Annotated in this window: 21 protein-coding genes; 8 read left to right on the top strand and 13 right to left on the bottom strand. The window is 39.4% G+C overall.

What is annotated here, in order from left to right:
* Position 1: 1 nt before the first annotated feature.
* From pstC to J7I93_RS02855, 5 genes are all read right to left on the bottom strand, one after another.
* Entirely contained in the window at positions 2 to 976 is a 975-nt protein-coding gene (pstC, locus tag J7I93_RS02875; RefSeq protein ID WP_214723109.1) for a phosphate ABC transporter permease subunit PstC, read from the bottom strand.
* A 126-nt stretch (positions 977 to 1102) separates the two neighbouring features.
* Positions 1103 to 2056 (bottom strand): PstS family phosphate ABC transporter substrate-binding protein, encoded by a 954-nt coding sequence (locus J7I93_RS02870; protein WP_214723107.1) that lies wholly within the window; start codon positions 2054 to 2056, stop codon positions 1103 to 1105.
* A 245-nt stretch (positions 2057 to 2301) separates the two neighbouring features.
* Positions 2302 to 4482, bottom strand: coding sequence for a peptidoglycan D,D-transpeptidase FtsI family protein (locus J7I93_RS02865; protein WP_214723105.1), 2181 nt, complete (start codon positions 4480 to 4482; stop codon positions 2302 to 2304).
* Between the two features lie 300 nt (positions 4483 to 4782).
* Positions 4783 to 6000, bottom strand: a complete 1218-nt coding sequence (locus J7I93_RS02860) for an MFS transporter (protein WP_214723102.1) — start codon at positions 5998 to 6000, stop codon at positions 4783 to 4785.
* Between the two features lie 128 nt (positions 6001 to 6128).
* Positions 6129 to 6737 (bottom strand): superoxide dismutase, encoded by a 609-nt coding sequence (locus J7I93_RS02855; protein ID WP_214723100.1) that lies wholly within the window; start codon positions 6735 to 6737, stop codon positions 6129 to 6131.
* Positions 6738 to 7126: 389 nt separating this feature from the next.
* Here J7I93_RS02855 and J7I93_RS02850 point away from each other — a divergent pair, with 389 nt between their 5' ends.
* Positions 7127 to 7822 carry a Crp/Fnr family transcriptional regulator gene (locus J7I93_RS02850; protein WP_214723098.1) on the top strand — a complete coding sequence of 232 codons (696 nt, stop codon included), beginning with the start codon at positions 7127 to 7129 and terminating at the stop codon, positions 7820 to 7822.
* Positions 7823 to 7884: 62 nt separating this feature from the next.
* Here the strand turns inward: J7I93_RS02850 and J7I93_RS02845 are convergent, their stop codons facing one another.
* Together J7I93_RS02845 and J7I93_RS02840 are read right to left on the bottom strand one after the other, a co-directional pair.
* Complete coding sequence (locus J7I93_RS02845) at positions 7885 to 8367, bottom strand: DUF456 domain-containing protein (RefSeq protein ID WP_214723139.1); 483 nt, start codon at positions 8365 to 8367, stop codon at positions 7885 to 7887.
* A 69-nt stretch (positions 8368 to 8436) separates the two neighbouring features.
* Entirely contained in the window at positions 8437 to 10065 is a 1629-nt protein-coding gene (locus tag J7I93_RS02840) for a Na/Pi cotransporter family protein (protein WP_214723096.1), read from the bottom strand.
* Positions 10066 to 10312: 247 nt separating this feature from the next.
* On the opposite strand from J7I93_RS02840, the gene J7I93_RS02835 reads away from it, so the two are divergent.
* The 3 genes from J7I93_RS02835 (at position 10313) to ispG (ending at position 12880) form a co-directional block, all read left to right on the top strand.
* Complete coding sequence (locus J7I93_RS02835; RefSeq protein ID WP_214723094.1) at positions 10313 to 11083, top strand: DUF1189 domain-containing protein; 771 nt, start codon at positions 10313 to 10315, stop codon at positions 11081 to 11083.
* A gap of 230 nt (positions 11084 to 11313) precedes the next feature.
* Entirely contained in the window at positions 11314 to 11640 is a 327-nt protein-coding gene (locus J7I93_RS02830; protein ID WP_214723092.1) for a hypothetical protein, read from the top strand.
* 127 nt (positions 11641 to 11767) lie between these two features.
* The gene (gene ispG / locus J7I93_RS02825) at positions 11768 to 12880 is read left to right on the top strand and encodes a flavodoxin-dependent (E)-4-hydroxy-3-methylbut-2-enyl-diphosphate synthase (protein ID WP_214723137.1); all 1113 of its coding nucleotides are present in this window, start codon (positions 11768 to 11770) and stop codon (positions 12878 to 12880) included.
* Positions 12881 to 12928: 48 nt separating this feature from the next.
* Here ispG and J7I93_RS02820 read toward each other — a convergent pair whose 3' ends face one another.
* Positions 12929 to 13375: a DUF4190 domain-containing protein gene (locus tag J7I93_RS02820; RefSeq protein WP_214988630.1), complete on the bottom strand. Its 447-nt coding sequence runs from the start codon at positions 13373 to 13375 to the stop codon at positions 12929 to 12931.
* A 208-nt stretch (positions 13376 to 13583) separates the two neighbouring features.
* On the opposite strand from J7I93_RS02820, the gene J7I93_RS02815 reads away from it, so the two are divergent.
* Positions 13584 to 14147 carry a hypothetical protein gene (locus tag J7I93_RS02815; protein ID WP_214723088.1) on the top strand — a complete coding sequence of 188 codons (564 nt, stop codon included), beginning with the start codon at positions 13584 to 13586 and terminating at the stop codon, positions 14145 to 14147.
* Positions 14148 to 14794: 647 nt separating this feature from the next.
* Here the strand turns inward: J7I93_RS02815 and zur are convergent.
* The 3 genes from zur to J7I93_RS02800 form a co-directional block, all read right to left on the bottom strand.
* Positions 14795 to 15205, bottom strand: coding sequence for a zinc uptake transcriptional repressor Zur (gene zur / locus J7I93_RS02810; protein WP_110066145.1), 411 nt, complete (start codon positions 15203 to 15205; stop codon positions 14795 to 14797).
* Positions 15206 to 15608: 403 nt separating this feature from the next.
* Positions 15609 to 16451, bottom strand: coding sequence for a metal ABC transporter permease (locus tag J7I93_RS02805; RefSeq protein WP_214723086.1), 843 nt, complete (start codon positions 16449 to 16451; stop codon positions 15609 to 15611).
* The gene (locus tag J7I93_RS02800; RefSeq protein ID WP_214723084.1) at positions 16448 to 17233 is read right to left on the bottom strand and encodes a metal ABC transporter ATP-binding protein; all 786 of its coding nucleotides are present in this window, start codon (positions 17231 to 17233) and stop codon (positions 16448 to 16450) included. The genes J7I93_RS02805 and J7I93_RS02800 overlap by 4 nt, the downstream gene beginning before the upstream one ends.
* 171 nt (positions 17234 to 17404) lie before the next feature.
* Between J7I93_RS02800 and J7I93_RS02795 the strand changes: the two genes are divergently transcribed.
* Positions 17405 to 17659, top strand: coding sequence for a DUF2624 domain-containing protein (locus J7I93_RS02795; protein WP_214723082.1), 255 nt, complete (start codon positions 17405 to 17407; stop codon positions 17657 to 17659).
* Positions 17660 to 17729: 70 nt separating this feature from the next.
* On the opposite strand, the gene J7I93_RS02790 is transcribed toward J7I93_RS02795, so the two are convergent.
* Both J7I93_RS02790 and J7I93_RS02785 read right to left on the bottom strand, forming a co-directional pair.
* Positions 17730 to 18626 (bottom strand): deoxyribonuclease IV, encoded by an 897-nt coding sequence (locus tag J7I93_RS02790; protein WP_214723080.1) that lies wholly within the window; start codon positions 18624 to 18626, stop codon positions 17730 to 17732.
* A gap of 29 nt (positions 18627 to 18655) precedes the next feature.
* The gene (locus J7I93_RS02785) at positions 18656 to 19966 is read right to left on the bottom strand and encodes a DEAD/DEAH box helicase (RefSeq protein WP_214723078.1); all 1311 of its coding nucleotides are present in this window, start codon (positions 19964 to 19966) and stop codon (positions 18656 to 18658) included.
* 658 nt (positions 19967 to 20624) lie between these two features.
* On the opposite strand from J7I93_RS02785, the gene vrrA reads away from it, so the two are divergent.
* Together vrrA and J7I93_RS02775 are read left to right on the top strand one after the other, a co-directional pair.
* The gene (gene vrrA / locus J7I93_RS02780; protein ID WP_214723076.1) at positions 20625 to 21182 is read left to right on the top strand and encodes a VrrA/YqfQ family protein; all 558 of its coding nucleotides are present in this window, start codon (positions 20625 to 20627) and stop codon (positions 21180 to 21182) included.
* A gap of 268 nt (positions 21183 to 21450) precedes the next feature.
* Positions 21451 to 22401, top strand: a complete 951-nt coding sequence (locus tag J7I93_RS02775; RefSeq protein ID WP_214723074.1) for a 4-hydroxy-3-methylbut-2-enyl diphosphate reductase — start codon at positions 21451 to 21453, stop codon at positions 22399 to 22401.
* Positions 22402 to 22421: the final 20 nt, after the last annotated feature.

Here is a 22421-nt window from a genome sequence, read left to right as displayed (position 1 = left end):
ATTAATATTCCTCCCTGAACCTGCGAGAGATATACTGAGCGATAAGATTCATAATCAGCGTAAATACAAACAATGTCATAGCAACTGCATAAAGGCTATAATACAAAGTTGTACCTGCCGCAGCTTCACCGCCTGTTACTTCTACTATATAAGCAGTCATCGTCTGCATGGATTGAGTCACGTCAAATGTAAAGTTTTTTGAACTTCCACTCGCAATGGTTACGATCATGGTTTCCCCAATCGCCCTGGAAATACCGAGTACAAAGGAAGCTATGATACCTGAAATTGCGGCTGGAACCACTACTTTCCAGGTTACTTCCAGCTTTGTTGCACCCAATGCAAGAGCACCTTCCCTCATAGCATTTGGCACTGAACTCATTGCATCTTCAGATAATGACGCTACCATCGGAATGATCATGATCCCCATTACAATCCCAGGGCTTAGAATATTTGTTGGTTCAAGGCCAGGAATAATAGATCTTAAGATTGGCGTTACAAATGTAAAAGCAAAAAATCCATAGACGATTGTAGGAATACCTGCCAGAATCTCAAGAAGAGGCTTTAAAATTTTTCTTAGTTTTTCTGACGCATATTCACTTAAGAAAATAGCGGTCATCAGTCCAATCGGGATGGCTACCAGCATGGCAATTGCAGATGAAATAATTGTACCTGTCAATAGCGGAAGCACTCCAAAGACTGCACTTTCCCCCAATGGCTTTAATTTTGTGCCTGTAAAGAAATCTATAAAAGGAACGTCTTTAAAAAAGGCGATTGTTTCCGTTAATAAAGTAAGTACAATTCCAATAGTTGTTAATACAGAAATGGCTGCTATTCCAAATAGAATTTTAGGTATTAATTTTTCCGTAACGTTATTAACGCTTCGAGATTTTTTCTTTTCCTGTATGATTTCACGTACATTCAACTTTTTGTTGTTGCCGTGAACAGCGCTTTTTGCCAAGTGTAAAACCCCTTTCATCCTTCTCATCCAAGGAAGAACTCTTTAGCTTATATTACCCAAGGGAAACCCAAATTAACATTTAACACCAACAAGAAGATGAGAAGGCTTACTTCTCATCTTCCCATTTTCAACACTTTTAAAAACTTACTTTAATCCGTTTAAAGCATCTAGAGAAGCTTGGACATCTTCATCAGATAATGGGGCAAAGCCAGTCTCTGCTGCAACATCCTGTGCATTTTCCATTGTATAAATAGCATAATCAAGCACTTGCGGCTTTTCTTTAGCCATATTTGTATTCAAGTATGTGAATACAGGGCGTGTAAATGGAGCATAATCGCCGTCTTCTTTAATTGTGTCTAATGATGGCTCAACAGGGCCCTTGCCAAAGTCAACCTTAACAGCAGATAACTTGTCTTTATTGCTGTCATAGTAGCCATATCCAAAGAATCCAATTGCATTTTTATCTTTAGACACAAGATCTACAAGAGTTGAGTAATCCTGCTGCAGGTTAATGTTTTCAGGTAATTCTTGTTCTTCCAGGATATTTTCAAACATGAATTCATAAGTACCGTGGTTTTCATTTGGACCATAAGTTTGGATCTCTTCATCCGGAAAGTCTGCTCGAACATCTGACCACTTTTTCTTGCCGGCACTTGCCAGGAAGATATCGACAACTTCTTGTTGTGTAAGCTCTGTAGCCCAGTCATTTTCTTTATTAATTACAATTGTTATACCATCTAATGCAACCTTCATTTCCTGTACATCAATGCCAAGCTCTTCTGCTTGTGCTTTTTCTTCATCTTTAATTTGGCGGGAAGCATCATTAAAGTCTGTTCCGTCCTCTGCCAGGAATTTCTTAAAGCCAGCTGAAGTTCCAGAGCGGCTTACTTCAACAGAGACATTTTCCTGTTCTCCCATATAATTCTCAGCCATGCGTGCCATAAATGGATAAACTGTACCAGAACCGTCAATGACAACACTGCCTTCCAGCTCTTCACCATTAGAACCTTCATTTGTATCTCCGCCTCCGCAAGCTGCAGTAAATACCATTACAGCTGCCAGCATTAAAAACAGGCTCATTTTTTTAAGACTCTTCATTCCTGAATTCCCCCTAAGAAAATTGGTTGTTTTGTCCTACGAGTAATAGAATAAGGGTTTACTGTTAACGCGGTTTTAACTAATTGTAAAGCTTTTGTAAATGTCGACGATTAATGTGTAAATATGTCGAAATAGAGGTATAACGTTAAATTTAGCTTTCCAGTTTAGCCAGCTTCAAATACATTTACTTTTCATGAAAATAAAAAAAACTGCCTCCCGTAAATCTGGGAAACAGTTATCCATAGTTATTCAGTTTCTTCGCGCACTTCTTCTTGCCCTTCAAGCACTTCATTAATATTTTCTACTTTCTGGACAGGATCTTCGCTATTTTTGCCTTCTTTCTGGCGATTTTTTTTAAGGTCAAAGTAAGCATCCAGTACACGTTCGCCGATTTTTTTGTTCGCTCCGTGATCCCGGCCGCCTTGATATGCCCATGGAACCATTACAGCCATTGCTACTTCAGGATTTTCTGACGGAGCATAGCCAACCAGGCTAAGGTTCATTACTTCGGGAGGCTCTTTGCCAAATTTGCTGCGTTCAGGGCCATCATAGAATGCCTCTGCAGTTCCAGTCTTTCCTGCAGGTTTATATTTTTTGTCGGCAAAATAGGTATAAGCTGTTCCGCCTTTTTCTTGCATTACTTTGCGGAAGCCTTCCTGAACTCGGTCCATCCAGCCTTCTTTCAACTCAATTCTATTAAGAACTTTAGGTTCCATTTCTTGAACAATTGGACCCAGCTCATTATTTTCCATTAACGGTTCACGGATTTCCTTTACAATATGGGGCTCCATTCTATTCCCGCCATTGGCGATAACAGAAACATATTGTGCGAGCTGCATATTTGAATACGTATCATACTGCCCAATAACAAGGTCAAGCATAAAACCAGGCATGGTACTCATTCCTTTAAAGCCTGTTTGTTCATTCGGCAAATCAATTCCCGTCCGGACTCCGAGACCAAATTGGGCAAAGGAATCCCTGATCGTATCAAAGCCTTTTGGATCTAGAGGCAATGGGCGGTCAAATTTATATTCCCCATTACCGATTCTTATAGCTGTTTCAAACATATAAACGTTGGAAGAGTATTTTAATGCGTTAATATCATTTAAAGGTCCAAAATTTTTCCAGGATTTTTTCACGGGTGTATTTTTTATTTGGAGAGGACGGTCATAAATGACAGAATTAGGCTGAATAACGCCTTCTTTAAATCCTGTAAGAATGGTCGCTCCCTTTATGGCAGAACCAACATTATAGGTAGTTGTAATATTGCCCAGTGCATCATCCTGCATTTCTGACTTTCCAGTCTTCTCATCCTTCACTATCCTTTTACCGGCCATAGATAGGATCTCTCCGGTATGCGGATCCATTAGAACTACATATGCCCTGTCCAGCAAAGCTGTACCAGGAGATGCTTTAGCAGCACGCAATTCTTCCTCAATGATTTTCTCTACTTCTTTTTGCAGACCCATATCAATGCTCAGCATAAGGTCCTTTCCTCTTTGCCCATCCGTAATCGGCACAGTTTCCAGGACATTTCCGGCCTTATCGGTAATATTTTTCACTTTAGCCTTTTGGCCGTGAAGCACTTCTTCATATTGCATTTCGATATAGCTTTTTCCTACTCTGTCGTTGCGGCTGTAGTCACGTGCCATATAGTATTCAAGCTGTTCAGCAGGAATCCCTTCGTCAGAGCTTGTCACTTTTCCAAGGACTGACTTCAATGTATCGCCAAACGCATAATACCTTTCCCAATCTGTTGTGGTATCAACGCCAGGCAGCAGCTGGAGATTCTCGCTGACAACTGCAAACTCTTCAGGGCTAACTTCTTTATTTTTAACGATTTGCGGAGTTAAGGCGTATCCGCTTGTAAACTCTCTGAAGATTGCCAGTACTTCAAGATCAGATTCTTTCAGTTCATCCAGCTCTTTTTCGGAAATCCGATCCAAAGTAAGCTGGTAAATAGCCTTATCCAGCTCCTTCTGCTTGCCTTCATACTTCTTTTTAAGTTCTTCAATTTCTTTTTCAGAAACTTTCTTTTCTGCTTCATCCTGATTCTTCATGATCCAATAATCTTTTTTATCACGTTCCTGAACTTTATCTGTATCTTTATCAATTAACTGGGCGAGTCTTTCTGCTACTTCAAGCATTTCATCCTGGTTGTAGCCGTTATTGGTGAAGGTAATTGCATTTTGTGGAGTATTATCAACAATAACCATTCCGTTACGGTCAAACATCTTTCCTCTTGGCACAGGACTGTTGACGGTAACATCCTCCGTTCTTTCTATTTCACGCTTGTAATCATCACCATAGACAATCTGAACCATCCCAAGCCTTAGGATCAGCATTGAAAACAATAAAAAAACCACAAAGAAGAGCATATTCAGGCGAAATGGAACATGGGTCTTCTTCTTTTTCTTTCTATTCAAGGTTTCGCACACTTCCTTTTAAAAAGTCTCAATTACCATTCTAAAAGATATCGGCAATTAATTCTATAAAGAACCTTTTTTCGACAGAAATAAAACACTGGAAATAATATCCTGATTTTTTGAAACTTGGAATCGTTTTAGGGTTGGAAAGCGTACCAAGGGTAATCCACAGGAGCGGAATACCAAGGAGACTCCCGAAAGCCCGTTGACAACATGGCCTGAAGCGGTGATCATTCCTGAACTGTTTAAAAAGCAACAAAGTATGCGAAAACAGCCATTAAAAAAGAGAGGGAAGCCCTCTCATGTTGATTGAAAATGTACTTTCCGGACGAAAAAGTAAATGACAGCATGCCCTGCTCCTATGATCACAAGTAATATGGGGATGCTTTTGTCATCATTAAAAAAAGTGACAGCCGTTAAAAAGCCGAGAATGGAAACAATTCTTCCTGAGTTAAGAAAAATTTCTCTGACAACGATATATTCTATTCTCATTTCTGCAGCCTTCCAACCGCGGCCGATTACATCATAAGTTAAAGAAATATAAGGGACAAGCAATAATGGGTATGCAATGGCTATTGTAGCAGCATACATAAGGAGCTTTGGATAAGTAACTTCGAATATGATAAAGAATATGGCGGCATACAATAATAACCCGCCTACGAGAATTGCCCTTTTCCGATGCTGCTTTTTTAGAAGCCTTGATACCAGAAAGTATCCCATAAAGGATATGCTCGAGTTAACCAGACCATAAGTTCCCAGGGCAAGCTCACTCCCTGTTGAGATAAATACATATACCGAAATCACAAAAACAAATGTCCCTTCCCTCAGCCCCTGAAAGAAATGGGCATTGGTGATCATGCGCCAATTAGGGTTGTTTTTTCGTTCAGTAAGGATTCTCCTAAACCAATACCTTCCATTTGCCGGCCGCCGTTTGAGAAAAAAACTTAAAAAGACGGCTATTGAAAAGAGCGTCAGCGATATCCCAAAGATAACAGAATATCCAGTGAACTTTTCCATCCTTGAAATAATGAAACCCGCTGCAATCGGACCAATCATTCCTCCAACGGATGTGAGTATTCCAAGGAAGCCATTGAAGAAATCCCTATTTTCCGGCTCCGTTATTTCAAAAGTCAGCACATTAAACGCAAGCCAGTAAAAACCATATCCCACACCTAACAAAGCACCCAGCAGCAGCAGAAATTTCGAAGCATTCGTACCAATGAATAGCACAGTTAGGTAAAAGGATGCAAGAAAGATAACTCCTATCCTTAGTACAATAACTCTGTCAATTTTCTTCGCCCATCTCCCTGCCAAAATAAACGTTAAAGGCTGCATGATTACGATGGATAAATTGTAAAGCGCAAGATCGCTGAACTCACCAGATTGCTTCCAAAGGTAAATATTTACGAATGTGTTTGAAAGGGCAGCACTTAAAGAATAGAGCCCTCCAATAATCAGAAGCAAGGTTAAATCCCTGGTTAAATCCACATCTCCGATCAGTTTTTTAAATCTGCTCATAAAAAAACTCCCCTTTGGTTCTAAAGGGTAGTTTCCTACAAAGTTTGTGTGCTTATGCAATATTTAAAGATTAGAAAATAACGCAAAAAAAACACGGCAGAGATTTCCTGCCGTGTTTTAATCCTTTATTACTTTGCAGCGCTGTAACGCTTGGAAACCTCATCCCAGTTTACAACATTCCAGAAAGAATTGATGTATTCAGGACGGCGGTTTTGATACTTTAAGTAATAAGCATGCTCCCATACATCAAGTCCAAGGATAGGCGTTTTGCCTTCCATTAAAGGAGAATCCTGGTTCGGAGTGCTTGTTACTTCAACTTGGCCGTTGTTCACAACAAGCCAAGCCCAGCCGGAACCAAAACGAGTTGTTGCAGCTTTGGCAAATTCTTCTTTAAAGCTGTCATAGCTTCCGAATTTGCTGTTAATCGCTTCAGCAAGCTCACCAGTAGGCTCTCCTCCGCCATTTGGAGAAATAACCTGCCAGAATAATGAATGGTTGGCATGGCCGCCGCCGTTATTGCGGACAGCTGTGCGTACAGCTTCAGGAACAGCATCAAGATTGGATACAACTTCTTCAACTGTTTTAGAAAGAAGTTCCTCGTTTCCTTCCAATGCATTGTTCAGGTTTGTTACATAAGTATTGTGATGCTTTGTGTGGTGGATATTCATCGTTTCTTTGTCGATGTTTGGCTCCAATGCATCATAAGCGTAAGGTAATTGCGGTAGTTCGAATGCCATAAAAAATTCCTCCCTATGTATCTGTTTAGTTAGTCCCCGAAACATCCAATCGTTTACAAAATTCTGATTTTAGAATGTTTCTAAGGGTCTTTAACTTAAGATTACCAAAGTTGGATTTTTGTTTCAAACAAAAAGCATTGCTACATATATACAATTGCCTATTTATTTTTTATTATTCAAGTCCTTACCTGCCATTCCCTCAATTTTTTAGAAAAGGAACTGGTTAGAAAACAGTATTCATAAAATCGACATTAGTGTTTTAAAGTGAATGGCATCAACCCTTTCTCATGCATTTATTATCCATTTTATTCTGAATCTCACTTTCAGCTAATTGACAGTCTTCCTATATTTTCTTTAAATCAAGGTGAGGGAGAAAAGGAGTGAAGATAATGGATGGCTTCACAATTTTACTATACAGTTTCTTATTGCATCGTTTTATTGATAAGGGAAAAATATTTAAAGTAAAACCCGGAGATACTCTTTTTGAGGAATTTGAGCAGGTAAAAAATATTTACCTCCTATTGGAAGGAAGTATGGCTTTAGGAAGAACCCAAAAAAAAGGGAAGGAATTCACTTTAAAAATCCTTGATGACGAGGAAGTATTAATTGAATATCAACTGTTTAAGGAGTCACCGAGATATCATTTCCACGCTAAGGCTATAACGGAATGCAAATTCCTTCAAATTAATAAAGATGATTTTGAAGAGTTCATATTGGGCAACTTACAGGCTATGAGCTTATTAACAAAGTGGCTGAGCACCAGATATATTAAATCTCAGCTAAGATGCCAGGATTTGATGATCAATGGAAAGAAAGGCGGATTGTACTCCATTTTAATAAGGCTTGCCAGCCGGTATGGCAAGCGGGTTAAAGAAGGAATCCTAATTGATTTATCCCTAACCCATCAGGAAATAGCTAACCTTACTTACGGTACCCGGGAAGTCATCCAGCGAATGCTGAAGGAGCTAAGGGAAGAGGAGATTATTCTTTATGATGGACAAAAAATCATTATTAAAGATTTGAGTTATTTAAAACGGGAAACAGATTGCCAAAACTGCCCCAGTGAAATATGCGGTGTGAATTAGGAGTGCTATAAAAAAGGAACAGTCATAGCAATACCTTATGACTGTTCCCTTTCATGAAATATTTAAAGTACCTTAATCAGGAAATAAATAATCATGACTGCCTGAATAACTGACTTTGCCGCTACACTGCTGACAAACCCTATAACAGAGCCAAAACCAATTTTTATTGCATCATTCAGGTTTTTTCTATTTACCGCAAGTTCAGCAAGGATCGCGCCAAGGAATGGCCCGATCAGAATTCCTAACACCGGAATCACAAAAGGCCCTATTAAAAGTCCGATTGTACTTCCCCAAACGCCGGCTTTGGACCCTCCATATTTTTTTACCCCAATCATATTGGCTATATAATCCGCCCCGAAAAGCAAAACAACAAAAAGGACCTGGATAGTCCAAAATAGCCAATTAAAGGGCTCAAAGGAAAAGAGAACACCATAAAGTAGAAATCCGCCTAAAATAAACAGGACACTGGGGATAATCGGAAAGATTAACCCAGCAAAGGCGACAACAAACAAAGTTATAATCAAAGTCCAATAAATAATTTCCATCATCAGCACCCTTTTTTTATTGCTTAAAAAACAAAAAGCAAGAGGATATCCCCTTGCTTATTTTACCACTTATTCTTCTCCTAAAACAGCTTCGGCAATATTCACAGCATGATCACCAATACGCTCAAGGTTGCTGACAATGTCAACATACACAATGCCTGCTTGTCCGGAGCAAATACCTTCGTTCAAACGAAGAATATGCTGTTTGCGAAGTTTTCTTTCCATTTTATCGATCTCTTCTTCTTTCTCAACTACTAGTCGTGCTATTTCTTTATCATTATGATCCAATGCTTGAAGAGCTTCCTTCACAGTTGAAATCGTTAGGTTAAACATCACATCAAGATCATCCATAGCATTTTCAGTAATCTTAACCTTATTTGCCTGCTGGTATTCAGCGAGCTCAATAATATTTTCAAAGTGGTCACCAATTCGCTCAATATCTCTAACAGTGTCCATCAGAACTGTATGCTCTTCAGATTCATGAACTGAAAGTGAACTTGTTGAAAGTTTTACTAGATAATCTGTAATTTTACGATCTAAATTGTTAATAGCATCTTCAAGCTGATAAGCTGTTTCCGAATGCTTTTGCTGCTTATTCTTTAAGAACTGATTGGTTTCCTCAAGTCCTCGGACAGCAAATTGGCCCATTCGCAAAACTTCTTCTTTTGACTGCCCAAGAGCGATAGACGGAGATTGCTCGATAAAAACAGGGTCAAGATGCTTAGATTTATATTCTATAATCGAGTCTTCACCAGGTATTAATTTTGTCACAACCAAAGCGAGAACCCCTATAAAAGGAAGCTGTATAAGAGTATTTGTCGTATTAAATATTCCATGAGCAAATGCAATTGTCATCTCATGATTAAGGTTTAAATTCACTGCTAAAGTTTCAATTAATAATGTAAAAGGCTTTAATAACAATAAAAACACTGTTGTACCGATTAGGTTAAACAATACATGTGTTGCAGCAGCTCTTCTCGCGGCAACGGATGCGCCAATGGCAGCTAGAACAGCTGTAATTGTTGTACCGATATTATCACCAAATAAGATCGGCAAGGCAGCATTTAAATTCACCAATTCTTCAGCATAAAGCCCTTGAAGAATACCAATTGTTGCACTTGAACTCTGAACAATTACTGTAAATACAGTACCAATAACTACCCCAAGAACCGGGTTTGAACTCATACTTACAGTAAGATCATGGAAAGCCTCTAAACTGCGTAATGGTTTCATACCACCGCTCATTAGCTCCAAACCATAAAATAATGCTCCGAAACCAAAGACAATTTGCCCGAAGTTGTGTATTTTTTTATTTTTAAAGAAAAACAGAAGAATTGAACCTACAGCAATGATTGGCAGTGCATATTCACCAATATCAATACCAATAATGAATGCTGTAACTGTTGTACCAATATTCGCACCCATTATTACGCCAATAGCTTGCCGAAGTGTCATGAAACCAGCACTTACCAGTCCAACTGTAATAACAGTTGTACCACTACTAGTTTGAAGTAGGACTGTTACAACAATTCCTGCTAAAACCCCCATAAACGGATTTGTCGTAAAACGGTCCAGAATATCTCTCAGCTTGTCGCCAGCTGATTTTTGCAGTCCATCACCCATGAACTTGATTCCATATAAGAAAATACCAAGTCCGCCAAGAAACTCAAAAAGCATTTGTTGAACATCTAGTTCCACAATTTTCAACCCCTATAATTGTTTATTCGACATGTTTCATCAAACCCCATACAATTATTAATGAAAATTGAACAAAAAGTAAAGATTTATTTTATCAAATTTACAATAGCTTAACATTTCTTTTGAATATTACATTTATGTTACAAATACAGAAAATCCCTTGTTTATTAAATAAGCTGAGTTACTTGTAGAGACCCCAAATTGCGGCTAAACTATTAGGGCAAATCTTTTGAAAAGGTGTGTTAAAATGAATATTTTTCTGCAATTTTATAAAAGTTTATATTCTCCAAAAGACATCTCTTTGTTCCGCTTTCAAGGAATCGGGAAAACCATTCTTTATGTTTTTTTTCTTACCCTATTATCCATTATCCCAACCGTTTTTTATTCCAGCACAGCCATAGTGGATAGTTTAAACGCTGTGGATGAAACGATTGATAGTGAATTGCCGGATTTCCAGATTAAAGACGGAGAACTGCTTACTGATGAAGAAGTGCCTGTTACCCTTAACAAAAATGGCTTTGCCATTATTGTAGATTCTACAGGTACTGTAAAGCCCTCTGCCTTTTCCAACAGCGACAATACAATCGCCCTTCTGAAAAATGATATATACATAAACGCTGCGGGGCAGGAACAATCTTATCCTTACTCCATGTTAACCAATGGCACGCTTACAAAAGAAAGCCTATCAGACTATTTGGCATCTGCTAAATCCCTGATGCCCATTGTTATCCCCTTAATAGCGCTTGTCATTTATATTTTTACAGCAGGGGTGAGATTTATTGAAATATCCATTCTCGCATTAATTGGCCTGCTTATTAAAAATGCTTTAGGAAAAAACTTGCAATACCGGCATTTATGGAGAATGTCTGCCTATAGCATCACCTTGCCGACTGTTTTTTTCACAATTATGGCAGCCTTGCATACTGCTGTACCGAATGGAGCTTTCATAAACTGGTTTGTCTCACTGATCATTCTTCTGCTGGCTGTTAAAGAAGTTCCACAACAAGTACAAAAATAAAACGCGCCATACTGGACGCGTTTTTTTGGCTGTATTAAAGAAAAGTAACCATTATTAAGGAGTTTGAAGGATAAACTAAGTAAGTGAAATGGATCAAAGCCCGTCATTCGCGGGTGAAAGACTCAATTTACTAATAAAGTTCTCCTTATTGCTGCCAAATTATGTTCTATTCAAAATAGGACAAGCATACATATTGGGTAAACACGCTAATTACAGGGGGTTTGGCCAATATGATGCGAATTGCTGGAGTCCTGCTTTCTATTCTTGTTATTTATGTTATTTATTATGACTTAAGCCAGGGCACACTCCCCGCTGGAAAAGAACAAGTATTAGAAGCCAGCACACAGCCAGCTGAATCCGGAATTTCTTTTTTTGAAAAAGAAGTGAGTCCGGGAGAGACCGTTCTTTCGATTGTGGAATTAAACCTTGATGGGCGAATACCTGTCAGCATAGATGAGGTTGTGTCAGATTTCTCTGAATTAAACAGCGGCATAAAGCCGGAAGAAATCAAATCAGGAAAAACCTATAAGTTTCCGAAATATAATACGAACAACTAATCTTTATCATCATTCTTGTCAACCGCAGCGGTTCATTGATACAATAAAGTGAACCTTCTTTAACAGCATCCAAAATGTCATGCAGTTATATGAATAGATAAAAAGGAGCGAATCTCCATTGAGTGAAATTATACATCGTACTAAAACACGGCCTGTTAAAGTTGGGCCTTTAACTATTGGCGGCAGCAATGAGCTGTTCATCCAAAGTATGACCACAACTAAAACACATGATGTAGAAGCTACTGTAGCTGAAATAAAAAGGCTTGAGGAAGCAGGCTGCCAAATTGTCCGGGTCGCTTGCCCTGATGAAAGAGCTGCAGATGCTATTGCAGATATTAAAAGGCAAATAAATATACCGCTTGTAGTCGATATTCATTTTGATTATAAGCTTGCTTTAAAAGCCATTGAAGGCGGAGCAGATAAGATACGGATCAATCCCGGCAATATCGGCAAACGTGAAAAAGTTGAAGCAGTCGTTAAGGCTGCAAAAGAAAAAGGAATACCGATCCGCATTGGCGTAAACGCTGGATCCCTTGAAAAGCGGATCCTGGAGAAGTACGGTTATCCTACTGCCGATGGGATGGTCGAAAGCGCACTTCATCATATTAAAATTCTAGAAGACCTCGACTTTCATGATATCATCGTATCAATGAAAGCGTCGGATGTTAATCTGGCAATTGAAGCATATGAAAAAGCGTCAAAAGCCTTTGATTATCCTTTGCATTTGGGAATAACAGAATCAGGCACACTTTTTGCGGGTACTGTGAAAAGTGCTGCTGGCCTTGGTGCAATCTTAAGCAAAGGAATCGGCAATACTTTAAGAATTTCATTAAGTGCTGATCCAGTTGAAGAAGTAAAAGTAGCGCGGGAGCTTCTAAAAGTATTTGGCCTGTCATCGAATGCAGCCACACTGATTTCCTGCCCAACCTGCGGACGGATTGAAATTGACTTAATCAGTATCGCAAATGAAGTGGAAGAATATATCCAAAAAATTAAAGCACCGATTAAGGTAGCGGTACTTGGCTGTGCGGTTAATGGACCGGGTGAAGCACGGGAAGCTGATATCGGCATTGCCGGAGCACGCGGAGAAGGTCTTCTATTCCGTAAAGGCCAGATTGTAAGGAAGGTTCCTGAAGCAACAATGGTCGATGAACTGAAGATCGAAATAGATAAAATTGCTGAAGAATACTTCGCAAAACAAGCAGAAGAAAAAACAAAAGCAGAAAGCATTCAATCATAAAAAGAAAGCCTGGCAGGTTGCCAGGCTTTTACTTTGTTCAATATTCTTTTAAAAAAACGGCAAGATAAACATGCCCACAATGATCGAAATGGCTCCAATTCCTATGGCCCAGCCGCCAAGGCTTTCTGATCCTCTTCGGCGTGCTATAAAACCAAGGACAATGCCTGTTGCTCCAAACAGAACCGGCAATACAAACAGAGACAGAATGGACAATGCCAGGGCCGCGTATCCTACTCCCCGGCCGGCAGCAGCTGTTTCACTCTCTTCTTCCCTGTCCGTCGCCCTGTCATAGACACCTGGCGCTGCAATTTCAGCAGCGGTTTCTTCTCTATAATCTGTATTAGCCTTGTCCCTGTCCAAATCCAAATCCCTGTTATAGACACCTGGAGCTGCGATTTCAGCAGAGGTTTCTTCTGTATAATCTGTATTAGCTTCCCCAATTCGCTCGCTATGGCGAAGATCGTACTCTTCATTGGTGCGCTCTTGGTCTGCCATCATGATCCCTCGCTTTCTTTGCTTGTTCCTTCAAAAGTATTGCTTAATGGAGCATTTATAGTGTTTGCGATATGCGTTCTTTTTAAGATGTTAATGTTTGACTATCAAATAATGCTTCCCAGGACAGCAATACTGCCATTACTCTTTTGCCTGGAAGGGACTTTTGTTAAGATAAGGGATATATGTATTTAAAGGAGAGCAAACCATTATGAAGAAGCGCTTTGGAATTGACATTGATGGCACGGTTACATGTCCATCATCCATGATTCCATACTTAAATAAAGCATTTAATCTGAATATAACCCTGAATGATATTAAGCAATATGATTTAACTCCACTTGTGGATATATCTGAAAAAGAATTCGCGAAATGGTTTAAAGAAAACGAACCAGTAATTTACAGGGAATCGCCCCTTGCAGAAGGAGCAAAAGAAATCCTGACAAAATGGAAACTTGACCATGACTTATATTTTATTAGTGCACGTGGTTCACATCTTCAGCAAATTACAGAGGAATGGTTTTTGGAGAACGCTTTAGAATTTGATCATATTGAACTGATTGGGACACATGATAAAATACAGGCAGCAAAGAAGTTTGAGGTAGACATCTTTTTTGAAGATAAACATGATAATGCAGTTATGATTCATGAGGCTTGCAAAATCCCTGTCATTTTATTCGACACCCCCTATAATCAAGACCCTCTCCCAAATGGAGTCATTAGGGTTAGCAGCTGGGAGCAAGCTTTTAACTGGGTCGAGGAATGGTTAAAATAAAATTCACCAAATATAAATAAAGCATGGGACTATAACAGCAACGGGTTCGGTTTTCGAGTACAAAAACTTAATTATCAAACAAATCAGCAGTCCAATTCGCAACTGAATTGGACTGCATCTTTTTTCTTGAATATTAAGGCTTTTTATAAATGTAATGGTATTGTAGGTTTTTTGATATTCAAGTTAGAAAAGACTCTGTTGTTATTCATTGTTGACTTTTTTGCGGAGGTATAGGAATTCATAGGCGGAGAAATTCCGGTTAATGTGTATAGTAGGGGTACAAGAAGCAGATATAAGCGGATATATTCCGATTAACTTCTATATATATAACTAACTCTAAAGATTAGGTTCATATAAGCGGAAAACCTCCGCTTATTTTGCGAGAAATGTTGGTATTTCCCAAAACAAACGGAATTTTTCCGTTTATTTTTCAAACTTAGTGAAATCAATGCTCTATTATTTTGTTCAACTATAGAGTGCGAGATAATATAAAAAATGCTTGGAGACACAATGTTCCAAGCATTTTTGCTTATCAAATTGCTGTTAATTTAAGTGTGAATTACCGTTTGAATAGCAAGGTTAGTTCTAATTTTGTACTTCAAAACCGAACTACTTACTATAACAGCTCCCATGCTTTTTTATTTTTATTAAAAACATTCCGGACATTTACCGTATATTTCAAACTTGTGGCCGGAGACATCATAGCCTTTCAGGTTTTCCTGAACCTGTTTCATAGGACAGACTTCTATTTCTTTCGTCTTACCGCAGTCCAAACATATAAAATGATGGTGATGATGCTCATGCGAACATGTAAATCGGAAATGTTTTTCTCCTGAAAGCTCTGTCATCTCAAAAATATCCAAATCCACAAACAATGATAAATTTCTGTATATTGTGTCGAAACTTAACCCGGGGTAATTGTCTTTCATTTTTTCCAAAACATCTTTGGCAGTTAAATATTTATCACTATCAGCGAAAAGCTGAAGCATTTCTTCCCTTTTCCCTGTATGCTTATAGCCTTTATCTTTTAAAAGCTGCATTGCTTCATTTACATTCATTCTTTTCACCTCGTGTCCTGCTTCAACAATCAAAGTTTATTACCGAAGAAGCCTATATGATGAAGCTAACCCATTTTTTCAAAGGCTTTTTTCTAAAGTTTTTGTTTTTTTATGATTCTGTGATTAAAAACAAAGAGTGAGGGGAGGTTGACTTCCGCTCCAGGATCCTCCAGCTTCCGCGGGGCGGACGGTGAGCATCCTCGGCGCGCAGTGCCTGTGGGATCTCACCTGTCCCACTCCACCCGCTGGACGTTGAATAAGCATCCTTGAATCATCACCGCACGAAGGAAATGGGAATGCATTTTCGAGGAGCTCGCACCTTACGCTCCAATCAACCAACCTTATTTATCAGCAACAATGTTTGCGAAAACAGCCTTTTCAAATACTACCTCTTTTGCAGCTTTCAGGCTGGCCTCATACTTGAAATCTTCTTTGCCAGAATGGTGATAATCAGGATGAGTATTGTAATAATAACTATTGTTCCTCCTGGCGCCAGGTCAATATAATAAGAAATCGTTAATCCGCCCAAAACAGAAATTTCCCCAAACAGCATGGATAGGAAAATGGTTTGTTTAAAGCCTTTGGCAATCCTGATGCTTGCTGCAACCGGCAATGTCATTAAAGAGGAAACCAAAAGTATACCTACAATTCTCATAGAGGCAGCAATAACCAAAGCCACCATGATAATAAAAATAAAATGAACACTCTTTGCTGCAATGCCAGATGCTTTTGCATGCTCTTCATCAAAAGATAGCAAAAACAATTCTTTATACAGCAGGATGACAAGTGCAATAACAAAAACACTAATGATTAATATAGTCCATAAGTCAAGACGGCTCACCGCACTTACACTTCCAAATAGATAGCTGAATAAGTCCGTATTGAATCCGTCGGCCAAGGAAATAAAAATTGCGCCAAGTCCAATCCCCCCTGACAATATGATGGGAATTGCCAGCTCCTGATAATGTTTATAAACAGCCCTAAGCTTTTCAATAAACAAAGACCCAGCGACTGAAAAAGCCATTCCCATGTAAAGAGGGTTTAAACCGGTCAAACCGAGCACTTTTTTTTCAAGAAGAAGGCTGGCAGCAATCCCCGCAAGCGTTACATGGCTCAAAGCATCAGCAATTAAGGATAGCCTTCTGACAACGATAAAAACGCCCAGCAAAGGAGCAATTATTCCAATTATGATTCCAGTTAAAAATGCATTTTGCAAAAACTCATATTGTAAAATCCCTGCTATCATCGTGCTGAGCCTCCGTGATGGTGATGGTCATGATTATGGGTCAAAACATGGACATCATGGCCGTAAATCTCAGACATCTCACTAATATTCAAGCTTTCAAATTCTGATGTATTTCCATGAAAATGCAAATTTTTGTTAAGGCACGCAACATGTGTAACTTTATCCGAAATTGTTCCAATGTCATGCGTAACCAGCAAAAGAGTAATGCCAAGCTTCTTGTTTAAATCGTCAAGCATTTCGTAAAAGGATTGGACATTTTTTGCATCCACTCCTACTGTCGGTTCATCAAGTATTAAAAGCTTCGGGTCGCTCACTAGTGCACGAGCGATAAAGACTCGCTGCTGCTGTCCGCCGGAAAGTTCCCCTATATTCCGTTTCGCAAACTCAAGCAGGCCTACTGAATCAATCGCCTGCAGCACTTTTTGATGATTTTCTTTTCCCAAGAACTTAAAAAGGCCAAGCTTCTTTGTAAGTCCGCTGGATACGACTTCAAAGACCGTAGCGGGGAAACCTGTATTAAATGAATTGGCCTTTTGCGAAACAAATCCTATTTTTTGCCAATCCTTAAAACGGTTTATTTCCTGTCCAAAAAGCTTAACACTTCCCTTCTGAACTTTCAGCAAACCTAATATCAGCTTCATCAAGGTGGATTTACCGGAACCATTTGGTCCTACAATGCCCAGAAAATCACCTTCATGTATGGTTAAAATTATATCCTCAAGGACATTTTCTTTTTCATATCTATAAGAAACATGCCTAATTTCAATTATTGGCTCTGCCATTTTTATCACCTTTAATATTAAGAATCATTCCGATTTACAAAAGTTAGTATACAGGAATTTGTTTTTAAAGTAAAGGAAACAAGGATCTCATAAGGAAACAATCATTTTTAAATACATATATGTCACGATTTCCCTTCTTCCCTCATACAGTACAGGGGAGGAGTGATGAGGATGAAAATTTTTGAAAACATCATAAATCATAAATTGAGCAATATAACTGCAGATGAATTATTAAAATATGGAGAGCAATTCAACATCAGCATTACAAAACCGCAGGCACAAAAGATCGCTGACTACCTGCGAGGAAAGCAAATAAATATCTTCGAAGATCGTGAGCGAACAAAATTAATAAAGGAAATTGCCAAAGTTGCGGGGCCGGAAACAGCAAGGGAAGTAAATCGCCTATTCCTGCAATTCACAAAATAACCTTTTATTTTTTCTCATACTTAATTTCCCATATAAAAAGCTGTGTAATCTATACACAGCTTTTTGCCTTTTACTGCCCTTCCATAATAGCATCCAATACATTTTCATCGAATTCCTTATTGCGGAGCATATTTATTTCATGCTTGTATGGCGCCTTTTTATTATTTTTGTCTTCTCCAACATATGGTGTCTCAAGAATTTTTGGGACATCCTTTAATTGCGGATGGTGTACGATATAATTCAATGCTTTAAAGCCGATATGACCAAAACCGATATTTTCATGGCGGTCTTTTCGCATGCCACGTTCATTTTTGCTGTCATTGATATGAAGAACCTTTAAACGGTCTAAGCCGATAATCTTATCGAAATTCTCCAGTACACCATCAAAATCATTAACGATATCATATCCTGCATCATGCGTATGGCATGTATCAAAGCAAACAGAAAGGTGGTTATTATAATTGACCCCATCAATAATCATAGCAAGCTCTTCAAAAGATTTTCCGCATTCCGAACCTTTGCCGGCCATGGTTTCAAGCGCGATCTGAACCTTTTCTTCGCCATTTAGCACCTCATTCAGGCCTTCCACGATTTTCTTAATTCCTTCTTCCGTTCCTGCCCCTACATGTGCCCCAGGATGAAGAACAATCTGTCTTGCACCAATCGCTTCAGTACGGTCAATTTCAGAGCGCAGGAAATTAACACCTAATTCAAAAGTCGATGGGTTTGTCGTATTGCCAATGTTGATGATATAAGGAGCATGTACAACGATTTCAGCTATACCGTTCTCTTCCATGTGTCTTAACCCGGCTTCAATATTTAAGTCCTCTATCTTTTTTCTTCTTGTATTCTGCGGGGCGCCTGTATAAATCATAAAAGTATTGGAGCCGTATGAAACAGCTTCTTCACTTGCAGCTAATAGCATTTTTTTCCCGCTCATGGAAACGTGTGAACCAATTTTCAGCATGATGATACCTACCTCTCCCGTAGTAAAATTTATTTACGCTTTATTCTTTTTTCGCGCTTTTTAATTTTATCCATTTCCCATTTCATTTTCTTTTTATAGCCTGGCTTTACTTTTTTCGGCTTTTGTACCAAAGATGAAGCCTTTTTATCTATATCATCCGTTTGTTTTTGACGGTTCTTTCGTTTATTGCGATTTTCCAGATCTGTCCATTCCCCTTTTTGCAGATCCTTATGTTTGAAATCAATCCCCATCTTTTCAAGCCTATTTAAAGAATCTTCATCCGAAGTCTCATACACTGTCAGGGCAATTCCTGAAAAGCCTGCACGGGCTGTACGTCCCACACGGTGAATATAAAAGTCTAAATCAGTCGGAAGCTCATAGTTAATTACATGGCTTATTCCCTTAATGTCAATACCTCTTGCTGCAAGATCAGTCGCCACAATGTACTGAAACTCAAGATCCAATATTTGCTTCATCATTTTTTTCCGCTCACGCGGGTTAAGGTCCCCGTGTATACGGCCGACTTTTAGGCCTTTGCTGATTAATCCATCTGCGACTTCATCCGCTTTTTTCTTCGTATTAGTAAAAACGATGGCTAAATAAGGATTAAAAGAAGTCAGTGCTTCAAATACCAAATTTACTTTATTGCGATGTCTGGATGGAAGCAGCCAGTGTTCAATGTTTGCGGCAGTTGCCTGCTTTGGCTCAATATGAACATACTTTGGGTTTTCCATATATTTCTTTAAAAATGGCTTCAGTTTCTCAGGAATCGTAGCTGAGAATACAAGCATTTGCAGTTTTTCCGGCATTCTTGCGGCAACTTGGTCAACATCCTCAATGAATCCCATATCAAGCATTAAATCTGCTTCATCAACGACAAATATTTCTGCGGTATGGACATACAAAGCCTGCTCCTTTACAAGGTCATTAATTCTGCCAGGTGTCCCAACTACAACTTGAGGCTGTTTTTTCAGCTTCTCAATCGTCCTCTGCTTGTCCGTTCCTCCGATATAACAGCGTGCTGTTATTTCTTCTCCTTCTGGACAATGCTCAGTCACCTTGAGGATTTCATGATAGATCTGATTGGCAAGCTCTCTTGTTGGCGCGGCTATAATGGCCTGTACCTCTTGGCGGGAAGGATCCACCTTTTGCAAAATAGGCAATACGTAAGAATGGGTTTTCCCTGTACCTGTTTGGGACTGGCCAATGGCACTTTCCCCCTTGAGTACAGCTGGTATCATTCTTTCCTGAATTTCTGTTGGCTCGTAAAAGCCGAATTCTTTCACCGCTTCTATTATAAATGGCTTAAGGTTAAATCGATCAAATTTCGTTTCGTTCATATAAAAACTCCTCAGTGATTCAGGTTAGCAAATGCTGCTTGATTTTCAGCAGTATTGGAATGCAACCGATTCATTTATTTAGGCTCTTTTCTCATAGATTGTTGTTTTTGTTAATGAATTCTGCCCGTTGATTTCCGCTGCGGGCACTTGCTTTCCGCGGGGAGGGATGCGAGCCTCCTCGGCTTCGCCTGTGGGGTCTCGCACTTCCCTCTCTTCCCGCAGGACATTGAATAAACTTCCTTGAATAGACATCGCACGAAGAAAATGCGAATGCATTTTCGAGGATCAAGTGCCCTCCGCTACAATCAACTCAGTGGGTAAAATACGTTTGTCTTCAAAAAGGCAACAAAGTTTGCGAAAACAGCCTTTATTTAAAAGTAAGAAACATACTTGTATCAACTAAAAGTGTCCAGCTTCAAGCTTTTCTTACATCCTGTTATTATAATAAAGTTTCTTCCAAATAACCACTCATACAGGCATATATATTTTTATAATGGGCTATTCAAATGATTTTTAACAAGAAAAAAAGAATCTTCCGCATAATACCTAAACCAAAATGGGATAAACGCATACTTTAATATATGGATAAAAATAGACCAATTCCACTGCCTGCCTCTAGTGCAGGAAAAAGTGTTTCTTTGAAAGGAGGCCATTAATAATGATGCCAGGACCAAGACCTCCCATGCGCGGTGGAATGCCCCCTCACCCATTTATGAATCCGATGCAAGGCAGACCTCCCATGGGGCCAAATATGAGAGGCGCTCCGGGAATGCGCCGTGGAGGAGGGGGATTGCTCTCCAAACTATTAGGCAAAGGCAATGCCCAGCCTCAAGGCGAAATGGGCGCTGCCAGAGCAGCAGGAGGATCCCGTGCAGGCGGGGGCATATTGCAGGCAATAAGCAATCCCAGTTCTATAAACGGCTTTTTAAATAATACCCAAAAGGTATTAAATACAGCACAGCAGATCGGTCCCATGGTTCAGCAGTACGGACCGCTGGTTAGAAATCTGCCGGCCATGTGGAAGCTTTACAGAGGTTTGAAGGACGTTCCCGAGGAACAGGCTTCTCAAGAAAAGGACAAAACAAATACAGAAGTTAAAGCACCAGCAAAGCAGGCTCCATTACAACGAAAAAAGGCAGAAACGGATAATAAACCAGAGCCGTCAGTTTCCAGAAACTCCAGAAGTCGGGAATCCAAGCCAAAATTATATATTTAATTGCAAAGAATGCACCTGCATTCTTTGTTTTTTTTATTTATAAGACCTTGTACCTTCTAGAGAATGGCTCAATACACGCCATTCTCTTCCCAAGGATTAGTGTTATTAAAGCTTAGTAAATTTCATTTTCTTTCTCTTTTTTGCTTTTTGTAATATCCTGCTATCTCTTATATAATAGAATAAGCACGCTTGGATTTCCCAGGTGTTTTAACCTAAACATATTACCATTACACAATTCAGATAAAGGCTATAATAGGAGGATACGCGGATGAATGTCATAAAAATCTCTCCTCGGGGATATTGTTATGGTGTGGTTGATGCGATGGTGATCGCCAGAAACGCAGCACTCGACCCATCATTACCAAGACCGATTTATATTCTGGGAATGATCGTTCATAACAAGCATGTAACGGATGCTTTTGAAGATGAGGGGATCATTACTCTAGATGGAAAAGACAGAACAGAAATTTTGGATAAGGTTGATAAAGGGACAGTCATTTTCACTGCTCACGGCATTTCTCCGCAAGTACGGGAAGCAGCCAAACAAAAAGGCCTTGTGACAATTGATGCTACATGTCCGGATGTAACAAGGACTCATGATCTGATCAGAGAAAAAGAAAAAGAAGGTTTTCAGATCATCTACATCGGCAAAAAAGGGCATCCTGAGCCTGAAGGCGCTGTTGGGGTAGCGCCTCATGCTGTTCACCTTGTACAAACAATCGAAGACGTTAACAAGTTAAAGATCCAAGCTGATAAAATTCTGGTAACAAACCAGACGACAATGAGCCAGTGGGATGTTGGCCATGTCATGGAGCAAATAAAGGAAAGATATCCTCATGCAGAATTTCACAAAGAAATCTGTATGGCTACCCAGGTTCGGCAAGAGGCAGTCGCAGAACAAGCTGGCCAAGCTGATGTTCTGATCGTGGTTGGAGATCCAAAGAGCAATAACTCTAATCGCCTTGCCCAGGTTTCGGAGGAAATCGCAGGTACGAAAGCCTACCGGATTGCCGACATTACTGAGCTTGATGTAAATTGGCTTAAAGACGCTTCAACCGTTGCTGTTACTGCGGGCGCCTCAACGCCGACACCCATTACAAAGGAAGTCATCACTTTTCTGGAACAATATGATCCAAAAGAAGAGTCTACATGGACGCGAGAGAAAAAAGTACCATTAAATAAAATTCTTCCTAAAGTGAAGAAGACCACTAAGATATGATCGAGTAGGAGGGGGTGACT

The sequence above is a fragment of the Bacillus sp. ISL-47 genome, assembly GCF_018613175.1.
Classification (GTDB): Bacteria; Bacillota; Bacilli; order Bacillales; family Cytobacillaceae; genus Cytobacillus.
Note: the sequence above shows the minus strand (reverse complement) of the source record. Positions and strands in the feature narration are given on the sequence as shown.